Here is a 16,661-nt window from a genome sequence, read left to right on the forward strand (position 1 = left end):
ATGGTGCCCACGGGGCCTTACGGAAGCTGGCCGTCACCGATCGACGCGGCCCTGGCCGCCTCCCACGACGGCAACGCCGATCATGTCGCCGCCGTCGGCGACGACCTGTGGTGGACGGAGGCGCGCCCCACCGAGGGCGGCAGGCGGGTCCTGGTGCGCCGCCGTCCCGAGGGCGAGGCGCAGCCGGTCCTGCCCGAGCCGTGGAACGTGCGCAGCCGGGTGATGGAGTACGGCGGGCGCCCCTGGAACGGCGCCGACCGGGGCGCCGAGGGCCCGCTCGTCGTCTTCGTCCACTTTCCCGACCAGCGGCTCTACGCCTACGAGCCGAACACGACCGCGGCGCCGCGGCCGCTCACCCCGCTGTCCGCCGTCGGCGGGGGACTGCGCTGGGTCGACCCCCGCGTCGACCTGGAGCGGGGCGAAGTGTGGTGCGTCCTGGAGGAGTTCACCGGCGAGGGCCCCACCGATGTGCGCCGCGTCGTCGCCGCCGTGCCGCTGGACGGGTCGGCCGCCGAAGACCGGGCCGCCGTCCGGGAGTTGAGCGACGGGCGGCACCGCTTCGTCACCGGCCCGCGGCTCTCGCCCGACGGGGCGCGGGCCGCCTGGATCGGCTGGGACCATCCGCGGATGCCGTGGGACGGCACCGAGCTGATCCTCGCCGACATCGGCGCGGACGGCGACCTGCGCCGGGCCCGGACCGTGGCGGGCGGCCCCGAGGAGTCCATCGCGCAGGCCGACTGGTCCGCCGACGGACAGCTCCTGTTCGCCTCCGACCGCAGCGGCTGGTGGAACCTGTACCGCGCGGACCCCGCCGGGGGCGAGGCCGTCGCCCTGTGCCCGCGCGAGGAGGAGTTCGCCGGGCCCCTCTGGCTGGTCGGGCGGCGTTGGTTCCAGCCGCTGGAGAGCGGCCTGGTCGCCGTCGTGCACGGCAAGGGCGCCACCACGCTCGGCATACTCGACCCCGAGAGCGGCGAACTCGTCGACACCGCCGGGCCCTGGACGCAGTGGAGCGCGACCCTCGCCGCCCACGGCAGCCGCGTCGTGGGCGTGGCCGCGAGCCCGCGCACCGCCTACGAACTCGTCGAGCTGGACACCGCCACCGGCCGCGCCCGAGTGATCGGCTGCGGCCACGCCGACGCGGTGGACCCGGCGTACTACCCCGAGCCGCTGATCCGCACCTACACGGGCCCCGGCGGCCGGGACATCCACGCCCACGTCTATCCGCCGCACAACCCCGACCGGATCGCCCCCGCCGACGAGCTGCCGCCCTATGTGATCTGGGTGCACGGCGGCCCGACCAGCAACGTCTCCCTCGTACTCGACCTGGAGACCGCCTACTTCACCTCCCGCGGCATCGGTGTCGTCAAGGTCGACTACGGCGGCTCCACCGGCTACGGCCGCGCCTACCGCAACCGGCTGCGCGAGCAGTGGGGCGTCGTCGACGTGGAGGACTGCGCGGCCGTCGCCCGCGCCCTGGCCGACGAGGGCACCGCCGACCCGCGCCGCCTCGCGATCCGCGGCGGCAGTGCCGGCGGCTGGACCGCCGCAGCCTCCCTCGCCGTCACCGACGTGTACGCCTGCGGCACCATCAGCTACCCCGTCCTCGACCTCACGAGCTGGCTCGACACCACCCACGACTTCGAGTCGCGGTATCTGGAGAGCCTCGTCGGCCCGCACGCCGAACTGCCCGGCCGCTACCTCGAACGCTCACCGGGCCGGCACGCCGACCGCATCACCGCGCCGTTCCTGCTCCTGCAGGGGCTGGACGACGCGGTCTGCCCGCCTGCGCAGTGCGAGGGCTTCCTGGAGAAGATGGCCGGGCGCGGCATCCCGCACGCCTACCTCACCTTCGAGGGCGAAGGGCACGGCTTCCGTCGCGCCGACACGATGATCCGCGCCCTGGAGGCCGAACTCTCCCTGTACGCTCAGGTGTTCGCGATCGACCGGAACGACATCCCCGTCCTGGAGCTCGGCAAGTGAGCGCCGTCGAACTGACCCGGCCGCCCCGGCTGCGGCCGGGCGCCAGGGTCGCCGTGGTCGCTCCCAGCGGCCCCGTCGTGGAAGAGCGCCTCCAGTCCGGGCTCGACATCCTGCGCGGCTGGGACCTCGACGCGGTCGCCGCCCCCCATGTCACCGACAGGCACCGGGAGTTCAGATATCTGGCGGGTGAGGACGAGGCGCGGGCGCGCGCCTTCCAGCAGGCCTGGTGCGATCCCGCGGTCGACGCGGTGATGTGCGCCCGCGGCGGCTACGGTGTCCAGCGCATGGTCGACCTGCTCGACTGGAACGCGCTGCGGGCGGCCGGGCCCAAGGTGTTCGTCGGCTACAGCGATGTGACCGCCCTGCACGAGGCGTTCGCCGTCCGCATGGGCCTGGCCACCCTGCACGGCCCGATGACCTCCGCGCTCGCCTTCCTCAAGGACGCCACCACCCAGGAGTCCCTGCGCACCACCCTCTTCGAGCCCGAGGCCGCGATGACCCTCGGCCTGCCGGGCGCCCGAGCGATGGTGCCCGGCCGGGCCCGGGGTGTCACCGTCGGGGGCTGCCTGTCCCTGCTCGCGGCCGACCTCGCCACCTCGCACGCACGGCCGGGCGCCGCGGGCGGGCTGCTCCTCCTGGAGGACCGGGGCGAGGTGGACTACCGCATCGACCGCGTCCTGACCCAACTCCTGCGCGCGGGCTGGCTGGAGGGCGTCACCGGCGTCGCCCTCGGCTCCTGGCAGGAGTGCGGCCCGTACGCGGAACGGGTGCGTCCCGTGCTGTACGAGCGCCTGGGACGGCTCGGCGTGCCCGTCGTGGAGAACCTCGGCTTCGGCCACTGCGACGCCGCGCTCACCATGCCGCTGGGGGTCCCCGCGGTCCTGGACGCCGAGCGCGGCACGCTCACCCTGGAGAAGCCCGCGCTGGCGTGAAACCCCCTGCGGTGGAACGCGCCTGACGAGACGTGGGAGAGCGCGTGCTCCCACGGACCGCCTGCCGTTCCCGCCCGAGCCCCCGCCAAAAAGCGCCGAACCATCCGTGTCCCAGGCGTTGACGCGGAAGTTTCACGTGTCACAGCATGAGGTCGCACCCGGGCCTACCGACAGGTAGGCCCGCCTCGCCGTGGAGGACGCCGTGACCCGTCGCCGTACCGTGTCCAGGATCCGCAAGCCGCTGGCCGGAGCACTCGGCGCGGCGCTCGCCGTACCGCTGCTCGCGGCCGCACCGGCCGCCGCGTCACCGGGCCGGAGCGCACCCGGCGGTCAAGTCACTGTCACCGCGCTCACGTTCACGGTCAGAGTCGGCGGCCGGACCTGCGCCATCGACGCCGATCTCTACCGCCCCGCCGGAGTCGACAGGGCCCACCCGGCCCCCGCCGTGCTCACCACCAACGGCTTCGGCGGCAGCAAGTCGGACGGCTCGACCAACGCCACCGCCAAGGCATTCGCCACCCGGGGCTATGTCGCCCTCGCCTACTCGGGGCTCGGCTTCGGCAAGTCGGGCTGCCTCATCTCCCTCGACGACCCGGCGATCGACGGCCGCGCGGCGTCCCGGCTCGTCGACTTCCTGGCCGGGACCCGCGCCGCGGACGACGGCACCCGCATCGACTACGTCACCCAGGACCGGCCGGGCGACCCCCGCGTCGGCATGATCGGCGGCTCCTACGGAGGCGCCATCCAGATGGCCACCGCCGCCGTCGACCACCGCGTCGACGCCCTCGTCCCGATGATCACCTGGAACGACCTGTCGTACGCGCTCGACCCCAACAACGCGGCCGACCGCAAGGTGCCCGGCGCGTTCAAATGGCAGTGGACCAACGGGTTCTACCTCATCGGCGAGAGCCAGCCCATCACGCTGCCGAACCTGGACCCGTCCCGCTGGGGCACGCTCGGCTGCGTGCACTTCGTCTCCGACGCGTGCAGGACCATCGGGCTGCTCAACTCGGGCAGCTACCCGGCAGCCCCCACCGCCGCGATGCGGCGCTACGCCCGCGGCGTCTCCCCGGTCAGCTATCTCGACCGGGTCGAGGCGCCCACCCTGCTCATCCAGGGCCAGAGCGACAGCCTGTTCAACCTCAACGAGGCGACGGCGACGTACAACGCGCTGAAGGAGAACGGCACCACCACCAAGATGATCTGGCAGTCCTGGGGCCACAGCGGGGGCCAGGCGCCCGGCGAACTCAACCTGGCCCAGGGCAACCTGGAGACCAGCTACACCGGCACCCGCATCCTGGCCTGGTTCGACCGCTATCTGCGGGGGCACAAGCACACCGACACCGGCCCGGCCTTCGCCTACTACCGCGACTGGCGGAGCGGCTACGGCGAGGCGTCCAAGGTCCCGCCGCTCTCGCGGCAGCTGTACCTCTCCGGCGACGGCAAGCTCGTCGACAACCGGGCGAAGGTGGCGCGCGGCAGCCGCACCTACACCAACTGGGCGGTCCCGACGAGCCATTCGGAGAGCTCGCTCGCGGGCATGATCGGCCTGCCCGACCCGGCGCCCTACGACACCCCGGGAACCTACCTCGGCTGGGACACCGACGCGCTGAAGGCGCCCGTCGACGTGGTCGGCTCGGCGAAGGCCACCCTCAAGGTGTCCTCGCCCGCCGCGCGCCGGACGCAGAACTCCGGCGACGCGGCCGACAAGCTGGTCCTCTTCGCCAAGCTGTACGACGTGGCGCCCGACGGCACCAAGACGCTGGTGCGCCGCCTGGTCGCCCCGGTGCGGGTGCCGGACGTGACCAAGCCGTTCACCGTCGCCCTGCCCGGCATCGCGCACCGGTACGAGGCCGGGCACCGCATCGAGTTCGCCGTCGCCGCCAGCGACGACGCTTACCTCGGCAACAAGGGCGTCAAACCGGTGACGGTGGTCAGCGCCCCCGGCGAGACGGGGACGCTCCAACTCCCGGTCGTCAGCGGGACGTTGAACTGAGCGCCGCGTAGCCGGGGCGCACGATCTCGTCGATGATGCGACGGCGCTCCGGCAGCGGCAGGAACGCCGCCTCGACCGCGGCGACGGTGAACTCCTCGAAGACCTCCGGGCCGTAGCCGAAGGCGTCCGCCATGTGCTGGAACTCCTCGCTCATGGTCGTCCCGGACACCAGACGGTTGTCGGTGTTGAGCGTGACGGTGAAGCCGAGCCTGCGCAGCTCGTCGATCGGGTGCTTCTCGTACGAGAGGGCGGCGCCGGTCTGGAGGTTGGAGGTCGGGCAGACCTCCAGGGCGATCCGGTTGTCCCGGACGTACGCGGCCAGGTGACCCAGGGTGCCGTCGGCGGCGATGTCGTCGGTGATCCGCACACCGTGCCCGATGCGCTCGGCCCCGCACACCTGGACCGCCTCGTGCACCGACTCGGCGCCCACGGCCTCGCCCGCGTGGATGGTGATGTGGCAGTTGGCCCGCTTGAGGTGCTGGAAGGCGGGCAGGTGCGCGGCCGGCGGGTTGCCGATCTCGCCGCCCGCGATGTCGAAGCCCGCCACCCCGCGGTCGCGGTGGGCGACGGTGAGCTCGGCTATCTCCAGCGAACGCCGGGTGTGCCGCATGCCGGTCAGCAGGGCGCGCACGGTGATCGCCCCGCCGGTGCGGCGCTCGCCCTCGCGCAGACCCTCGTTGACGGCGTCCACGACCTCGTCGAGGGTCAGGCCGCCCTCCAGGTGCTGCTCGGGGGCGTAGCGCACCTCCGCGTAGACCACCCCGTCGGCCGCCAGGTCCTCGGCGCACTCGGCCGCGATGCGGTGCAGCGCCTCGCGGGTCTGCATCACCGCGCAGGTGTGGGCGAAGGTCTCCAGGTAGCGCTCAAGGGAGCCGGAGTCCGCGGCGTCGCGGAACCAGAGCGCGAGCTCGGCCGGGTCCTCGGTCGGCAGCGCGGTGTATCCGCAGGCGCGGGCCAGCTCGACGATGGTGGCGGGGCGCAGGCCGCCGTCGAGGTGGTCGTGGAGGACGGCCTTGGGGGCGCGGCGGATCCACTCGGCGGGGGTGACCGGAGCGGCGGCGGCAGGGTTGTCTGACAAGTGCATGAGGCGGGAGTGTACAGCGTGCCGTACCCCGCTCCGGCGGGGCGCCGTCAGGACTGGAGGACCGCCAGCGCCGGGGCGCCCGTCGGCAGCATGTGCTTGGCGGCCATGACCGGGGTGCCCTCGACCCGTACGACCTGGGTGATCAGCACCGCCGGGGTGTCCGCCGGGCGCTCCAGCTGCTCGCCCCTGCGCCGGCCGAGCAGCGTCGCGCTCACCGCGCTGTGCGCGCTCAGCGCGACGCCCCGCGAGGCCTCGCACAGGACGGTGAGCATCGAGACGGCGGGCTCGGCGGACAGGGCCGCGCCGAACGCGGGGTGCAGCCGTTCCAGGACGTCCTCGGGGGCCGCCCACTCATGGCTGAGGGCGACCGAGAGCGCCTCCCCGACCAGGACGGACTCCCAGAACCGCAGCTCGGACCCGGCGGCCGCGAGCAGGTGCTGGGCGGTGAAGTCGGTGGGCTCCTCCCGGCTGCGCAGCAGGGCCCGCACCCGGACCGGGCCCAGCAGGTCGTCGAGGGGCCGGAGCTGTTCGAAGCCGCGCCGGGGCGGCCGTTCGTTGACGGTCCGGCCCACCCCGCGCCGGACCGAGAGCAGCCCGTCCTCCTGGAGCAGGAGCAGCGCCTCGCGCAGGGCGGGACGGCTCACCCCGAGCTCGCCCGCGAGCTTCGGCTCGGAGGGCAGGGTGGAGCCCGGGGGATAGGTGCCGTCGTGGATCGCGTCCGCGATCCGCTCGTACAGCGCGACGACCGGCCTGCGCTGCTGCCCGCTCACTGCCATGAACCTGCCCCTCCACGTACCGGAAGGCCAGCATGCCCCGCCCCCACTTGTCTGACAAGGCGGCTCGGGGGTTGCCCGCTCACCCGTACGGACCGCTCAAGCGCCCCGGGCCGGACCGGATCGGTCACTCTGGGCCCAAGGCAGCGGCGGCACCACGAGTGGAAGGGCCGGGTCATGAGCCCCAGGGACGAGTCGAGCAGTACGGGCAGGGCGGGCGGCGGCTTCACCCCGGCCAGGATCGGGATCCTCCTCCTCGCCGTCCTGGCGCTCGTCTTCATCTTCGAGAACACCCGCCAGGTCAAGATCCGGCTGCTGATCCCCGAGGTCTCCATGCCCCTCTACCTCGCGCTGCTCGCGGTGTTCGTGGTGGGGCTGTGCTGCGGCGGCTACTTCATGAAGAGGCGGAGCAGGTGACGCGCGCGCGGGCCCGCGCCGTGACGGCGACGGCCGCCCTGGTCCTGGTGACCGCGGCCTCGACGGGCATCGCCCTGGCCGAGGAGGCCGGGGCGCCCCCGTCCATGCCCGCGTTCGTCGGCAAGGGCCTGATCCAGGTCTTCCACCAGCTCGACGCCCGGACGAAGCTCGACGTGGCGGACGTCGGCGGCGAGCACCGCACCGTGCTGTGGCCGTTCAACTGGAAGGTGTGCACGCAGCGTCCGGCCGCGGGCGCGGCCCTCGCCGAGCACACTCGCGTCAGCATCGGCGTGGTGAAGAAGACCGAGCGGTGCCCGGCGGGCTGAACCCGTAAAGATCAGTAGCCTGGGGCGATGCGAACTGAGGCCACCTTCCTCGCCGAGGGCCCCCGCGTGGGCATACGGAACTTCACCCACCAGGACGCCGAGGAGTTCACCGCGCTCGCCGCGGCGAGCCGCACGCTGCACGCGCCCTGGCTCTTCCCGCCCGCCGACCCCGAGGCGTACGCGACGTACGCGGACCGCCTCATCACGGACCCCACCCGGCACGGCTTCCTGGTGTGCGAGCGGGCCGACGGCCGCATCGCGGGATTCATCAACATCAACAACGTGGTGGAGGGCGCCTTCCAGTCCGGGGCGATCGGCTACGGCGCCTTCGCCCCGGCCGCCGGGCGCGGCCTGATGAGCGAAGGACTGGGCCTCGTCCTGCGGTACGCCTTCAGCACGCTCGGCCTGCACCGCCTGGAGGCCAACATCCAGTCCGCGAACGAGGGGTCCATCGGACTGGTCCGCCGAGCGGGCTTCCGCCTGGAGGGCTACTCGCCGGACTTCCTGCTCATCGACGGCGCGTGGCGCGACCACGAACGGTGGGCGATCACCAAGGAGATGACGGAGCGGGGCGCCACCGCCTAGCGCCGGCCACCCTTGTAGTTGATCTTCATGGTGTCGAGGTCCGTCACCGTCGAGCGCAGATCGCGGAAGCCGTGCCCCAGCGCCGAGAGCGCGGTCTGCGCCCTGTCCTCGGCGATCGCCGCGGCCATCTCCTCGCCGTCGGCGGCGTCCGAGACGACGGTGAAGCGCCACGAGAAGTGCTTCAGCGACCGGTCGTAGGTGAGCGAGCCCTCCTCGGTGAACGTCATCGCGGTCAGGCCGTGGTCCTCGACCTCGGCGAGCAGCCGCGTGCGCGACCGTTCGCTCAGCCCGTCCCACACCCCGCGCACGATGACCCGGTAGGTGTGCTGCTCGCTCATGTCCCGCTGTCCTTCCGTACCGCACGTCCCTTGCGCGTCGATCGTCGCCCACGCGTCGGGAGGTGTCGACCGATATACCGCGGACCGCCGCGAGGGCCGCATCCACCAGCCGGGGCCCCACCCACTCTTGAAGTCGCGCGCGGCCCTCGACCACGATGGGCCCATGCGACGCCTCGTGGTCATCGACGCCCCGTCCAACCTCGGCCTGCGACCGCCCGCCCCCGGCACCGTGCCCGGCTGCTACAAGCTCGCCGGAGCCATGCGCGAGCAGGGCATCGTGCGCCGCCTCGGCGCGTACGAGGGCGGAGTCGTCGTACCGCCCCGCTACGACCGGGGAGACTGGCAGGAGGGCGACGGGGTGTTCAACGCGCGGGCCATCGCCTCGTACACGCGCAGGCTCGCCGACCGCGTCGAACACCACGTCCGCGCCGGGGACTTCCCCGTGGTGCTCGGCGGCGACTGTTCCATCCAGCTCGGCGCGGCGCTCGCGCTGCGCCGCATCGGCCGCTACGGCATCGCCGTGATCGACGGCTCCGCCGACTTCCGCCATCCCGGCACCTCCGACCGCGTCGGCGCGGCCGGCGGTGAGGAACTGGCCCTCGCCACCGGCCGCGGCCAGCGCGACCTCACTGACCTCGAAGGGCTGCGGCCCTATGTGCGCGACGAGGATGTCCGCGTCCTCGGGATGCGGGACCACGACGAGGACCGGGCCGAGCTCGCCGAGTTGAAGATCCCCACCGCGACGGTGGGCGAACTCAGGCAGTGGGGTCCGGCGGAGCTCGCCGACGGGTACCGTCAGAGCCTCGAAGTGCCCGTGCTCGACGGCTTCTGGGTGCATCTGGACGCCGACGTGCTCGACCCGTCCGTCATGCCCGCCGTCGACAGCCCGGAGCCGGGCGGCCTGCTCCCCGACGAACTCGCGCCGCTGCTTCGCACGTTGGTGGGCTCGCCGCGCTGCACAGGCCTGAACCTCACCATCTACGACCCCGATCTGGACCCGGACGGCACGGCGGGCGCCCTGCTCGCCGACCTCGTCGTGGCCGCCTTTGCGCAATCCTGACCGGGAGGTCCCCTGGCCGTTGTCAGTGCCTCGGTGTTCCATGGTCATCGGGGGATCGGCCGAAAGGGCTGCCGGCGCCCCGTACGAGGGAGTGAGGTTGCCTTGGCCACGACCGTGCGACGTGCCGTACTGACCCTGCCCGGCGCCCCGTTGGGCGAGCCGAACCCCCTGCCCGCACTGCGGCCGCGCGACGAACTGCACCGCCTCGACGACCGGGCGCGCGACGGCCTCCCCCGCGACATGGCCCGCCAGATCGGGTACGAGCCGCTGGAGACCCTGCTGCCGGTGCGGGTCCTCGACGGCTACGGGCGCACGCGCGGCCCGGTCGAGCTCGACACGATCGTCATCGAGAACGACCGGCTGCGCGCCACCGTCCTGCCGGGCCTCGGCGGCCGCGTCCACTCCCTGTTCCACAAGCCCACCGGCCGCGAACTGCTCTACACCAACCCGGTGTTCCAGCCCGCCGACTTCGCCCTCAACGGCGCCTGGTTCTCCGGCGGCATCGAGTGGAACATAGGCGCCACCGGCCACACCACCCTGTCCTGCGCGCCCGTCCACGCCGCTCGCGTCCCGGCGCCGGACGGCGGCGAGATGGTCCGCCTGTGGGAGTGGGAGCGGCTGCGCGACCTGCCCTTCCAGGTGGACCTCTGGCTCCCCGACGGCTCCGACTTCCTGTACGTGGGCGTGCGCATCCGCAACCCGCACGAGCGGACGGCGCCCGTCTACTGGTGGTCCAACATCGCCGTCGAAGAGGGCCCGCGCACCCGTGTCCTCGCCCCGGCCGACGAGGCCTGGCACTTCGGCTACGAACGCACCCTGCGCCGGGTCCCGGTGCCCACGTGGGACGGCGTCGACCGCACCTACCCGCTGCGCAGCGAGTACCCCGCCGACTACTTCTACGAGGTCCCCGACGGCGAGCGCCGCTGGATCGCCTCCCTCGACGAGAACGGCCAGGGGCTCGTCCAGACCTCCACGGACACGTTGCGCGGCCGCAAGCTGTTCCTGTGGGGCTCCGGGCGCGGCGGCCGCCGCTGGCAGGAGTGGCTGACCGAGCCGGGCACCACCGGGTACGCCGAGATACAGGCGGGCCTGGCCCGCACCCAGCTGGAGCACGTGCCGCTCGACCCGGGCGGCGAGTTCGCCTGGCTGGAGGCGTACGGGCCGCTGGCCGCCGACCACGCCCTCGTGCACGGCGCCGACTGGGCGGCGGCCCAGACCGAGGCCGCCGACCGCCTGGAGCGGGCCCTGCCGCGCGCGACGGTGGAGGAGGCGTACGCGGCCTGGCGGCCGTTCGCCGACGCCGAGCCGGGCGAGAGCCTCGCCACCGGCTCGGGCTGGGGCGCCCTCGAAGTCCTGCGCACGGGAGCCAAGCTGCCCGGCACGCCTTTCGCCGAGCTGACGCTCAGTCAAGAACAGTGGCCCTGGCTGGAGTTGCTGCACACGGGCGTGCTGCCGGAGCCGCGCAAGGTGACCCCGCCCGGCCCGACCCTGGTCGCCCCGCACTGGCGCGACATGCTGGAGACGGCGCCCGCCGACCCGCTCACCGAGTACCACCTCGGCGTCGCCCAGTGGCACGCGGGCGACCGGGCCCAGGCCGTCCGCAGCTGGGAGCGCGGCCTGCCGCTCGCCCCGTCCCGCTGGCCGCTGCTGCGCTGCCTCGCGGTCGCCGACCAGCTGTCCGGCCACCCCAGCCGCGCCGCCGACCGCTATGTGGAGGCGTACGACGACTTCTGCGAGGAGCGCAGGGACGGCGAGCAGTGGACCGCCGCCGACGCCGCGCTCGGCCGCGAGGCCATCGAGGCGCTGCTCGCCGCCGAGCGTCCGGCGGACGCCCGCGGGGTGTGGGAGCGCCTGCGGCCGGCGGTGCGCGAGCGCGGCCGCTTCCGGCTGGTCGAGGCCCAGCTGCTCCTCGCGGAGGGCGACCGGGACGCGGCCCGCGCCCTCTTCGAAGCGGGCTTCGAGGTCGCCGACCTGCGCGAGGGCGCGGAGACCCTGAACGAGGTGTGGTCCCGCCTCACGGACGCCCCGCTCCCGGACGCCTACGACTACCGCATGCGCCCGGGGGACTAGCCGAGCGGTCCTTCGGCAGGACGCACGGCCCCTCGCCCCTGCCCGCCAGGCCCTTGGGCCCCCGCACAGGGGCCTTCGGACCGCCGTGAGAAGCGGTCCGGTGGGGCTTCAATGACAGGGGGCAACGAGGCCGGGCGTACGGAGGTCCTGTCATGGCGGTCGTCGAGAAGCGCGGCTACTGCACGCTGTGCAAGTCCCGCTGCGGCGCGGTCTTCACCGTCGAGGACGGCCGGCTGACCGATGTGCGGCCGGATCCCGCGCATCCGACCGGCGCGGCCCTGTGCCCCAAGGGGCGGTCCGCGCCGGAGATCGCGCACAGCACCCGGCGCCTGACCACCCCGCTGCGGCGCACGCGCCCCAAGACCGATCCCGACCCCGGATGGGAGGAGATCTCCTGGGACGAGGCCATGGCCGAGATCGCCGGGAAGCTCGCCGCCATCGCGGCCGAGAGCGGCCCGGAGGCCGTCGCGTTCGCCGTCGCCACGCCGAGCGGCACCGCCGTGTCGGACGCGACCGAGTGGATCGAGCGGTTCGTACGCCACTTCGGCAGCCCCAACACCGTCTACAGCGCCGAGATCTGCAACTGGCACAAGGACTTCGCCCACGCGTTCACCTTCGGCGCCCCGATCCCGCCTCCGGACTACGCCCACGCCGACCTCGCCCTGCTGTGGGGCTTCAACCCGGCCAAGACATGGCTCGCCCAGTCCGCCGCCGTCTCCGCCGCGCAGGCCCGCGGAATGAAGCTGGCGGTCGTCGACCCGCGCCGCTCCACCAGCGCGCTGCGCGCCGACCACTGGCTGCGGGTGCGCCCCGGCACGGACGCCGCCCTCGCCCTGGGCCTCGCCCACCTGCTGATCCAACAGGGCACGTACGACGAGGAGTTCGTCCGCTCCTGGACCAACGGGCCGCTCCTGGTGCGCCGTGACACCGGGCGGTTCCTGCGCGCGGGCGAGCTCGCCGACACCGCCGACGCCGAGGGATTCGTCGTGCACGACCTGGGCACCGGGCGGGCCGAGCCGTACGACACCCGCGCGGCGGCCGTCCGCCCGGAGCGGTTCGCCTTGTCCGGCGCGTTCCCGGTTCGGACCGCGGACGGCGGCCTGGTGACCTGCGTCCCGGCGTTCCAGGAGTACGCGGACGCCTGCGCGCGGTGGCCGGTGGAGAAGGTGGCCCGCACCACCTGGATCCCGGAAGGGGAGATCCGCGAGCTGGCAGCCCGGATGGGCGCCGCGCGGAAGGTGGCCTACTACGGCTGGACGGGCGTCGGGCAGAGCGCGAACGCCTCCCAGACCGAGCGGGCCATCGCCACGCTGTACGCGCTGACCGGGTCCTTCGACGCGGAGGGCGGCAACCACGTCGTGCCCCCGCCGCCGTACAACGCGGCTACGCACCTCGGCCAGTTCGCGCCCGGGCAGCGGGCCAAGGCGCTCGGCCTGGACCGGCACCCGCTGGGCCCGCCCGCCTCCGGCTACATCAACGCCGGTGACCTGTGCCGCGCCATCGAGAACCAACAGCCGTACGCGGTGCGGGCGTTGATCGGCTTCGGCTCCAACCTCGTGGTCGCCCAGCCGGACTCGGCGCGCGTCGCCCGCGCCCTGCGGCAGCTCGAGTTCCAGGTGCACCTCGACCTGTTCGCCAACCCGACCAGCGCCACCGCCGACATCGTCCTGCCGGTCAACAGCGCCTACGAACGCGAGGCCCTGCGCTTCGGCTTCGAGGCCGGCCACCGGGCCCAGGAGCAGGTGCAACTGCGGCCCAGGGCGGTCGAGCCGCAGGGCGCGTCGCGGTCGGACACCGAGGTGGTCTTCGAGCTGGCCCGCCGGCTCGGCATGGGCGAGCTGTTCTTCGGCGGGGACATCGAGGCCGCCTGGAACTGGCAGCTGGAACCGCTCGGCCTGACCGTCGACGAACTCCGCGCCAGGCCCGGCGGCGTACGAGTGCCGCGCCCGCTCGCCCACCGCAAGTACGCCGCCGCGGACGGCGCGGGCGTCGCGGGCTTCAACACCCCCACCCGGCGCGTCGAGCTCTACTCCCAGCGCCTGCGCGACCACGGCTATCCACCGGTGCCCGAACACCGCGACCCCGCACCCACCACCTCGGCTTTCCCGCTCGTGCTGACCTGCGCCAAGCACGGCTACTTCGTGCACAGCCAGCACCGCTCCCTCACCTCCCTGCGCCGCCGGGCCACCGACCCGGCGGTGGATCTGCACCCCGCGACGGCGTCCGCGTACGGCATCGCCGAGGGCCAGTGGGCCGAGGTGTCCACGCGGCTCGGATCGATCCGGCTGCGGGCCCGCTTCGACGACTCGCTGCATCCCTCGGTGGTGGTCGGCGAGTACGGCTGGTGGCAGGACGCACCGGACCTCGGGCTGCCCGGCGCCGACCCGCTGGACGAGCACGGCCACAACTTCAACCGCCTGATCGACCACACGGACACCGACCCGCTCAGCGGCTCGGTCCCGTTGCGCTCCGCCGCCTGCCGCATCGCCCCGGCAGCCGACGACGTCCCCTGGACGGGCACCCGGCCCTTCGTGGTGACCGCGCTCGGCTCCGAGGGGCCCGGTGTGCGGACCGTACGCCTGGAAGCCGCGGACGGCGGCCCGCTGCCCGACTTCCGCCCTGGTCAGCACGTGACCGTACGCGCCGAGAACGCGGGCGGCGCCCTCACCCCACCGGCGCTGAGCCGCAGTTACTCACTCACCGGCCCGGCCCTCGCCCCCGAACGCACCGCCTACGAGCTGGCCGTGCGCCACCTCCCCGACGGTGCCTTCTCCGGCTACGTCCACCGGGCGCTGCGCGTCGGCGACCGGCTGCACCTCACCCGGCCCGGCGGCACGTTCGTGATCCCCACGCACACCGACGCCCCCGTCGTCCTCGTCGCGGGCGGCATCGGCATCACGCCCTTCCTCAGCTATCTGGAGACCCTCGCCGCGACCGGCGGGACCGTCCCCGAGGTCATCCTGCACTACGGCAACGCCAACTCCGCGGACCACCCCTTCCGGACCCGGATCCGCGAACTCGCCCTTCGCATAACGCAGTTGAGTGTCATCGACCACTACGCCGCCCCCGGTGCGGGCGACGTCCTGGGCCGTGACCACGACCGGGAGGGCTTCATCACCGCCCGTTCCCCGAGCGGACACCTGATCGAGCAGCGGGCCCGGTTCTACCTGTGCGGCCCCGCCCCGATGCTCGACTCCCTGACGGCCGGACTCCGTGCCCGCGGCGTCCCCGCGTTCGAGATCTTCAGCGAACGCTTCCGGGCCACCCCGAGCGAGGTCGCCGTGCCGGACGACGCGGCCTTCACCGTCACCTTCGCCCGCTCCGGCCGCACGGTGCGCTGGACCAAACCGGCTGGCACCCTGCTGGCCGCCGCCGAGTCCGCGGGACTCACCCTGCCCAGCGGCTGCCGCGTAGGACAGTGCGAGAGCTGCGCCTGTTCCGTGCTGTCCGGCAAGGCGGCCCATCTGGTGACGCCCGACGCGTCCCTGCCGGACACCTCGGTGCTGACCTGCCAGTCCGTACCGACGTCCGACCTCGTGCTCGACGCGTAGCGGCAGCGGTACGAGCGGCTGCCGCCGCGCCGCGGGGCCACAGCGGGGTCCCGGCGGGCCGAACGCGGCCCCTCAGTACGCCGGTTTGCGGTCGACGTACTCGAAGACCGAGCCGTCCGGGTGCACCGCGATCAGGTTGCGGCCCGCCGGCGTCGCGACGGGGCCCGCGATGACGTGGGCCCCGGCCTCGGTGAGCGTGGTGTGCGCCTCGTCGACGTCGTTGACCGCCACCGTCGCCGTCACCTTGCGCAGCACGTCGAGCTCCGCCTCGGGCCCGCTCATCAACAGGAAGGCGCCGACGGCGGCGACGGACACACCGCCGCGGTCGAAGCGGAGCGCACGACCACCGGTGACGCGCTCGTAGAAGACGATCGCGCTCTCCAGGTCGTCGACGCAGATGCGCAGCGTGGTGCCTAGGATCTCCATGGCCCGAAGCCTAGTTGGGGGAGATCGTCCGCGGCAGCGGATCCGGGCGCCCGCCAGACTCCGCCCCCTGGGAGGCGGTGCGCTGCCCGGCGGTCAGACGCGGCAGAGGATCTCGCCGTGCGGCACCATGAACCAGGCGTCGTCCCGCGCGCCCCACGACCGCCACGCCTCGGAGATGGCGGTCAGCTCGTCCACCGTGGCGTGGCCGCCCTCGACCGCCAGGCCCGCGTACGAGGAGGCGACCGTGCGGTCCGCCCACAGACCGCTCCACCAGGCGCGCTCGTCCCCGGTGGTGAAGCACCAGGTGCTCGCCGAGGCCCTGATGTCGCTGTAACCGGCGCGCAGCGCCCAGGACTTGAGGCGACGACCGGCGTCCGGCTCGCCCCCGTTGGCGCGGGCCACCCGGTGGTACAGCTCCAGCCAGCCGTCCAGCGCGGGCACCTCGGGGAACCAGGCGAAGGCGCCGTAGTCGCTGTCGCGCACCGCGACGATCCCGCCGGGCCGGGTGACCCGGCGCATCTCGCGCAGCGCCCGCACCGGGTCACCGACGTGCTGCAGCACCTGATGGGCGTGCACGACGCAGAACGTGTCGTCCGGGAAGTCCAGCGCGTGGACGTCCGCGACGGCGAAGGACATGTTGTCCAGGCCGCGCTCCGCCGCGTGGGCGCGGGCCTGCTCGACGATGCCCGGCGCGTGGTCGACCGCCGTCACCTCACCGTCGGGTACCAGGGTGGCCAGATCGGCGGAGATGGTGCCCGGCCCGCAGCCGATGTCCAGGACCCGCATGTGCGGCTTCAGTTCACCGATGAGGTACGCCGCCGAGTTGGCGGCGGTCCGCCAGCTGTGCGAGCGCAGCACGGACTCGTGGTGGCCGTGCGTGTAGACGGCGGTCTCGCCCGGTGTGGCCCGGGGCGTCTCCTGCGACATGAGCGGACTCCCTTTCCGAGAGTTGACGGGTTCCGCGCACCGCGCGGTCGGCCGACCCGAGGCGCGGCGCGTCCCACAGGACGGTGAACTGCCCTGCTGGTGAGCCCACTTTAGAGCGGTCGGCCAGAATCTGAGATGGTCGTCTTGGTATGCGGACATCCGATGTCGGCTTCCGATGACTGCCGCCGGGCGGTCC

Annotated in this window: 14 protein-coding genes; 9 read left to right on the plus strand and 5 right to left on the minus strand. The window is 73.5% G+C overall.

Features of this window, described 5'->3' with window-relative positions; all coding sequences use genetic code 11:
* From DT019_RS09435 to DT019_RS09445, 3 genes are all read left to right on the plus strand, one after another.
* Positions 1-1,980, plus strand: a complete 1,980-nt coding sequence (locus tag DT019_RS09435; protein WP_114036258.1) for an LpqB family beta-propeller domain-containing protein — start codon at positions 1-3, stop codon at positions 1,978-1,980.
* Entirely contained in the window at positions 1,977-2,912 is a 936-nt protein-coding gene (locus DT019_RS09440) for an LD-carboxypeptidase (RefSeq protein ID WP_114036259.1), read from the plus strand. Before DT019_RS09435 ends, DT019_RS09440 begins: the two co-directional genes overlap by 4 nt.
* A 202-nt stretch (positions 2,913-3,114) precedes the next feature.
* Entirely contained in the window at positions 3,115-4,908 is a 1,794-nt protein-coding gene (locus DT019_RS09445; RefSeq protein ID WP_189389384.1) for a CocE/NonD family hydrolase, read from the plus strand.
* Here the strand turns inward: DT019_RS09445 and DT019_RS09450 are convergent.
* Both DT019_RS09450 and DT019_RS09455 read right to left on the minus strand, forming a co-directional pair.
* Complete coding sequence (locus DT019_RS09450; protein WP_114036260.1) at positions 4,889-5,992, minus strand: adenosine deaminase; 1,104 nt, start codon at positions 5,990-5,992, stop codon at positions 4,889-4,891. The two genes, DT019_RS09445 and DT019_RS09450, sit on opposite strands and share 20 nt — an antisense overlap.
* Positions 5,993-6,039: 47 nt before the next feature.
* On the minus strand, positions 6,040-6,768 hold the full coding sequence (locus DT019_RS09455) for a GntR family transcriptional regulator (protein WP_114036261.1): 729 nt from the start codon (positions 6,766-6,768) through the stop codon (positions 6,040-6,042).
* 174 nt (positions 6,769-6,942) lie between these two features.
* On the opposite strand from DT019_RS09455, the gene DT019_RS09460 reads away from it, so the two are divergent.
* Genes DT019_RS09460 through DT019_RS09470 form a run of 3 tightly spaced genes read left to right on the plus strand, consistent with a single transcriptional unit; the run spans position 6,943 to position 8,093 of the window.
* Positions 6,943-7,182 (plus strand): LapA family protein, encoded by a 240-nt coding sequence (locus DT019_RS09460; protein ID WP_114036262.1) that lies wholly within the window; start codon positions 6,943-6,945, stop codon positions 7,180-7,182.
* Positions 7,179-7,508, plus strand: a complete 330-nt coding sequence (locus tag DT019_RS09465) for a hypothetical protein (RefSeq protein ID WP_114036263.1) — start codon at positions 7,179-7,181, stop codon at positions 7,506-7,508. The genes DT019_RS09460 and DT019_RS09465 overlap by 4 nt, the downstream gene beginning before the upstream one ends.
* Before the next feature lie 27 nt (positions 7,509-7,535).
* Complete coding sequence (locus DT019_RS09470) at positions 7,536-8,093, plus strand: GNAT family N-acetyltransferase (RefSeq protein ID WP_114036264.1); 558 nt, start codon at positions 7,536-7,538, stop codon at positions 8,091-8,093.
* Here DT019_RS09470 and DT019_RS09475 read toward each other — a convergent pair.
* A complete protein-coding gene (locus DT019_RS09475) occupies positions 8,090-8,431 on the minus strand; it encodes a DUF6204 family protein (RefSeq protein ID WP_114036265.1) in 342 nt (113 codons plus the stop codon). The two genes, DT019_RS09470 and DT019_RS09475, sit on opposite strands and share 4 nt — an antisense overlap.
* Positions 8,432-8,594: 163 nt before the next feature.
* Here DT019_RS09475 and DT019_RS09480 point away from each other — a divergent pair, with 163 nt between their 5' ends.
* The 3 genes from DT019_RS09480 (at position 8,595) to DT019_RS09490 (ending at position 15,112) form a co-directional block, all read left to right on the plus strand.
* On the plus strand, positions 8,595-9,491 hold the full coding sequence (locus tag DT019_RS09480; RefSeq protein WP_114036266.1) for an arginase family protein: 897 nt from the start codon (positions 8,595-8,597) through the stop codon (positions 9,489-9,491).
* A gap of 102 nt (positions 9,492-9,593) precedes the next feature.
* Positions 9,594-11,561: a DUF5107 domain-containing protein gene (locus tag DT019_RS09485; RefSeq protein ID WP_114036267.1), complete on the plus strand. Its 1,968-nt coding sequence runs from the start codon at positions 9,594-9,596 to the stop codon at positions 11,559-11,561.
* 152 nt (positions 11,562-11,713) lie between these two features.
* Positions 11,714-15,112 carry a molybdopterin-dependent oxidoreductase gene (locus DT019_RS09490; RefSeq protein ID WP_114036268.1) on the plus strand — a complete coding sequence of 1,133 codons (3,399 nt, stop codon included), beginning with the start codon at positions 11,714-11,716 and terminating at the stop codon, positions 15,110-15,112.
* Positions 15,113-15,184: 72 nt separating this feature from the next.
* Here the strand turns inward: DT019_RS09490 and DT019_RS09495 are convergent, their stop codons facing one another.
* Positions 15,185-15,538 carry a VOC family protein gene (locus DT019_RS09495; RefSeq protein WP_114036269.1) on the minus strand — a complete coding sequence of 118 codons (354 nt, stop codon included), beginning with the start codon at positions 15,536-15,538 and terminating at the stop codon, positions 15,185-15,187.
* 93 nt (positions 15,539-15,631) lie between these two features.
* Positions 15,632-16,465 (minus strand): class I SAM-dependent methyltransferase, encoded by an 834-nt coding sequence (locus tag DT019_RS09500; protein ID WP_114036270.1) that lies wholly within the window; start codon positions 16,463-16,465, stop codon positions 15,632-15,634.
* Between the last annotated feature and the right edge of the window lie 196 nt (positions 16,466-16,661).

The organism is Streptomyces sp. SDr-06 (genome assembly GCF_003324565.1).
Classification (GTDB): Bacteria; Actinomycetota; Actinomycetes; order Streptomycetales; family Streptomycetaceae; genus Streptomyces.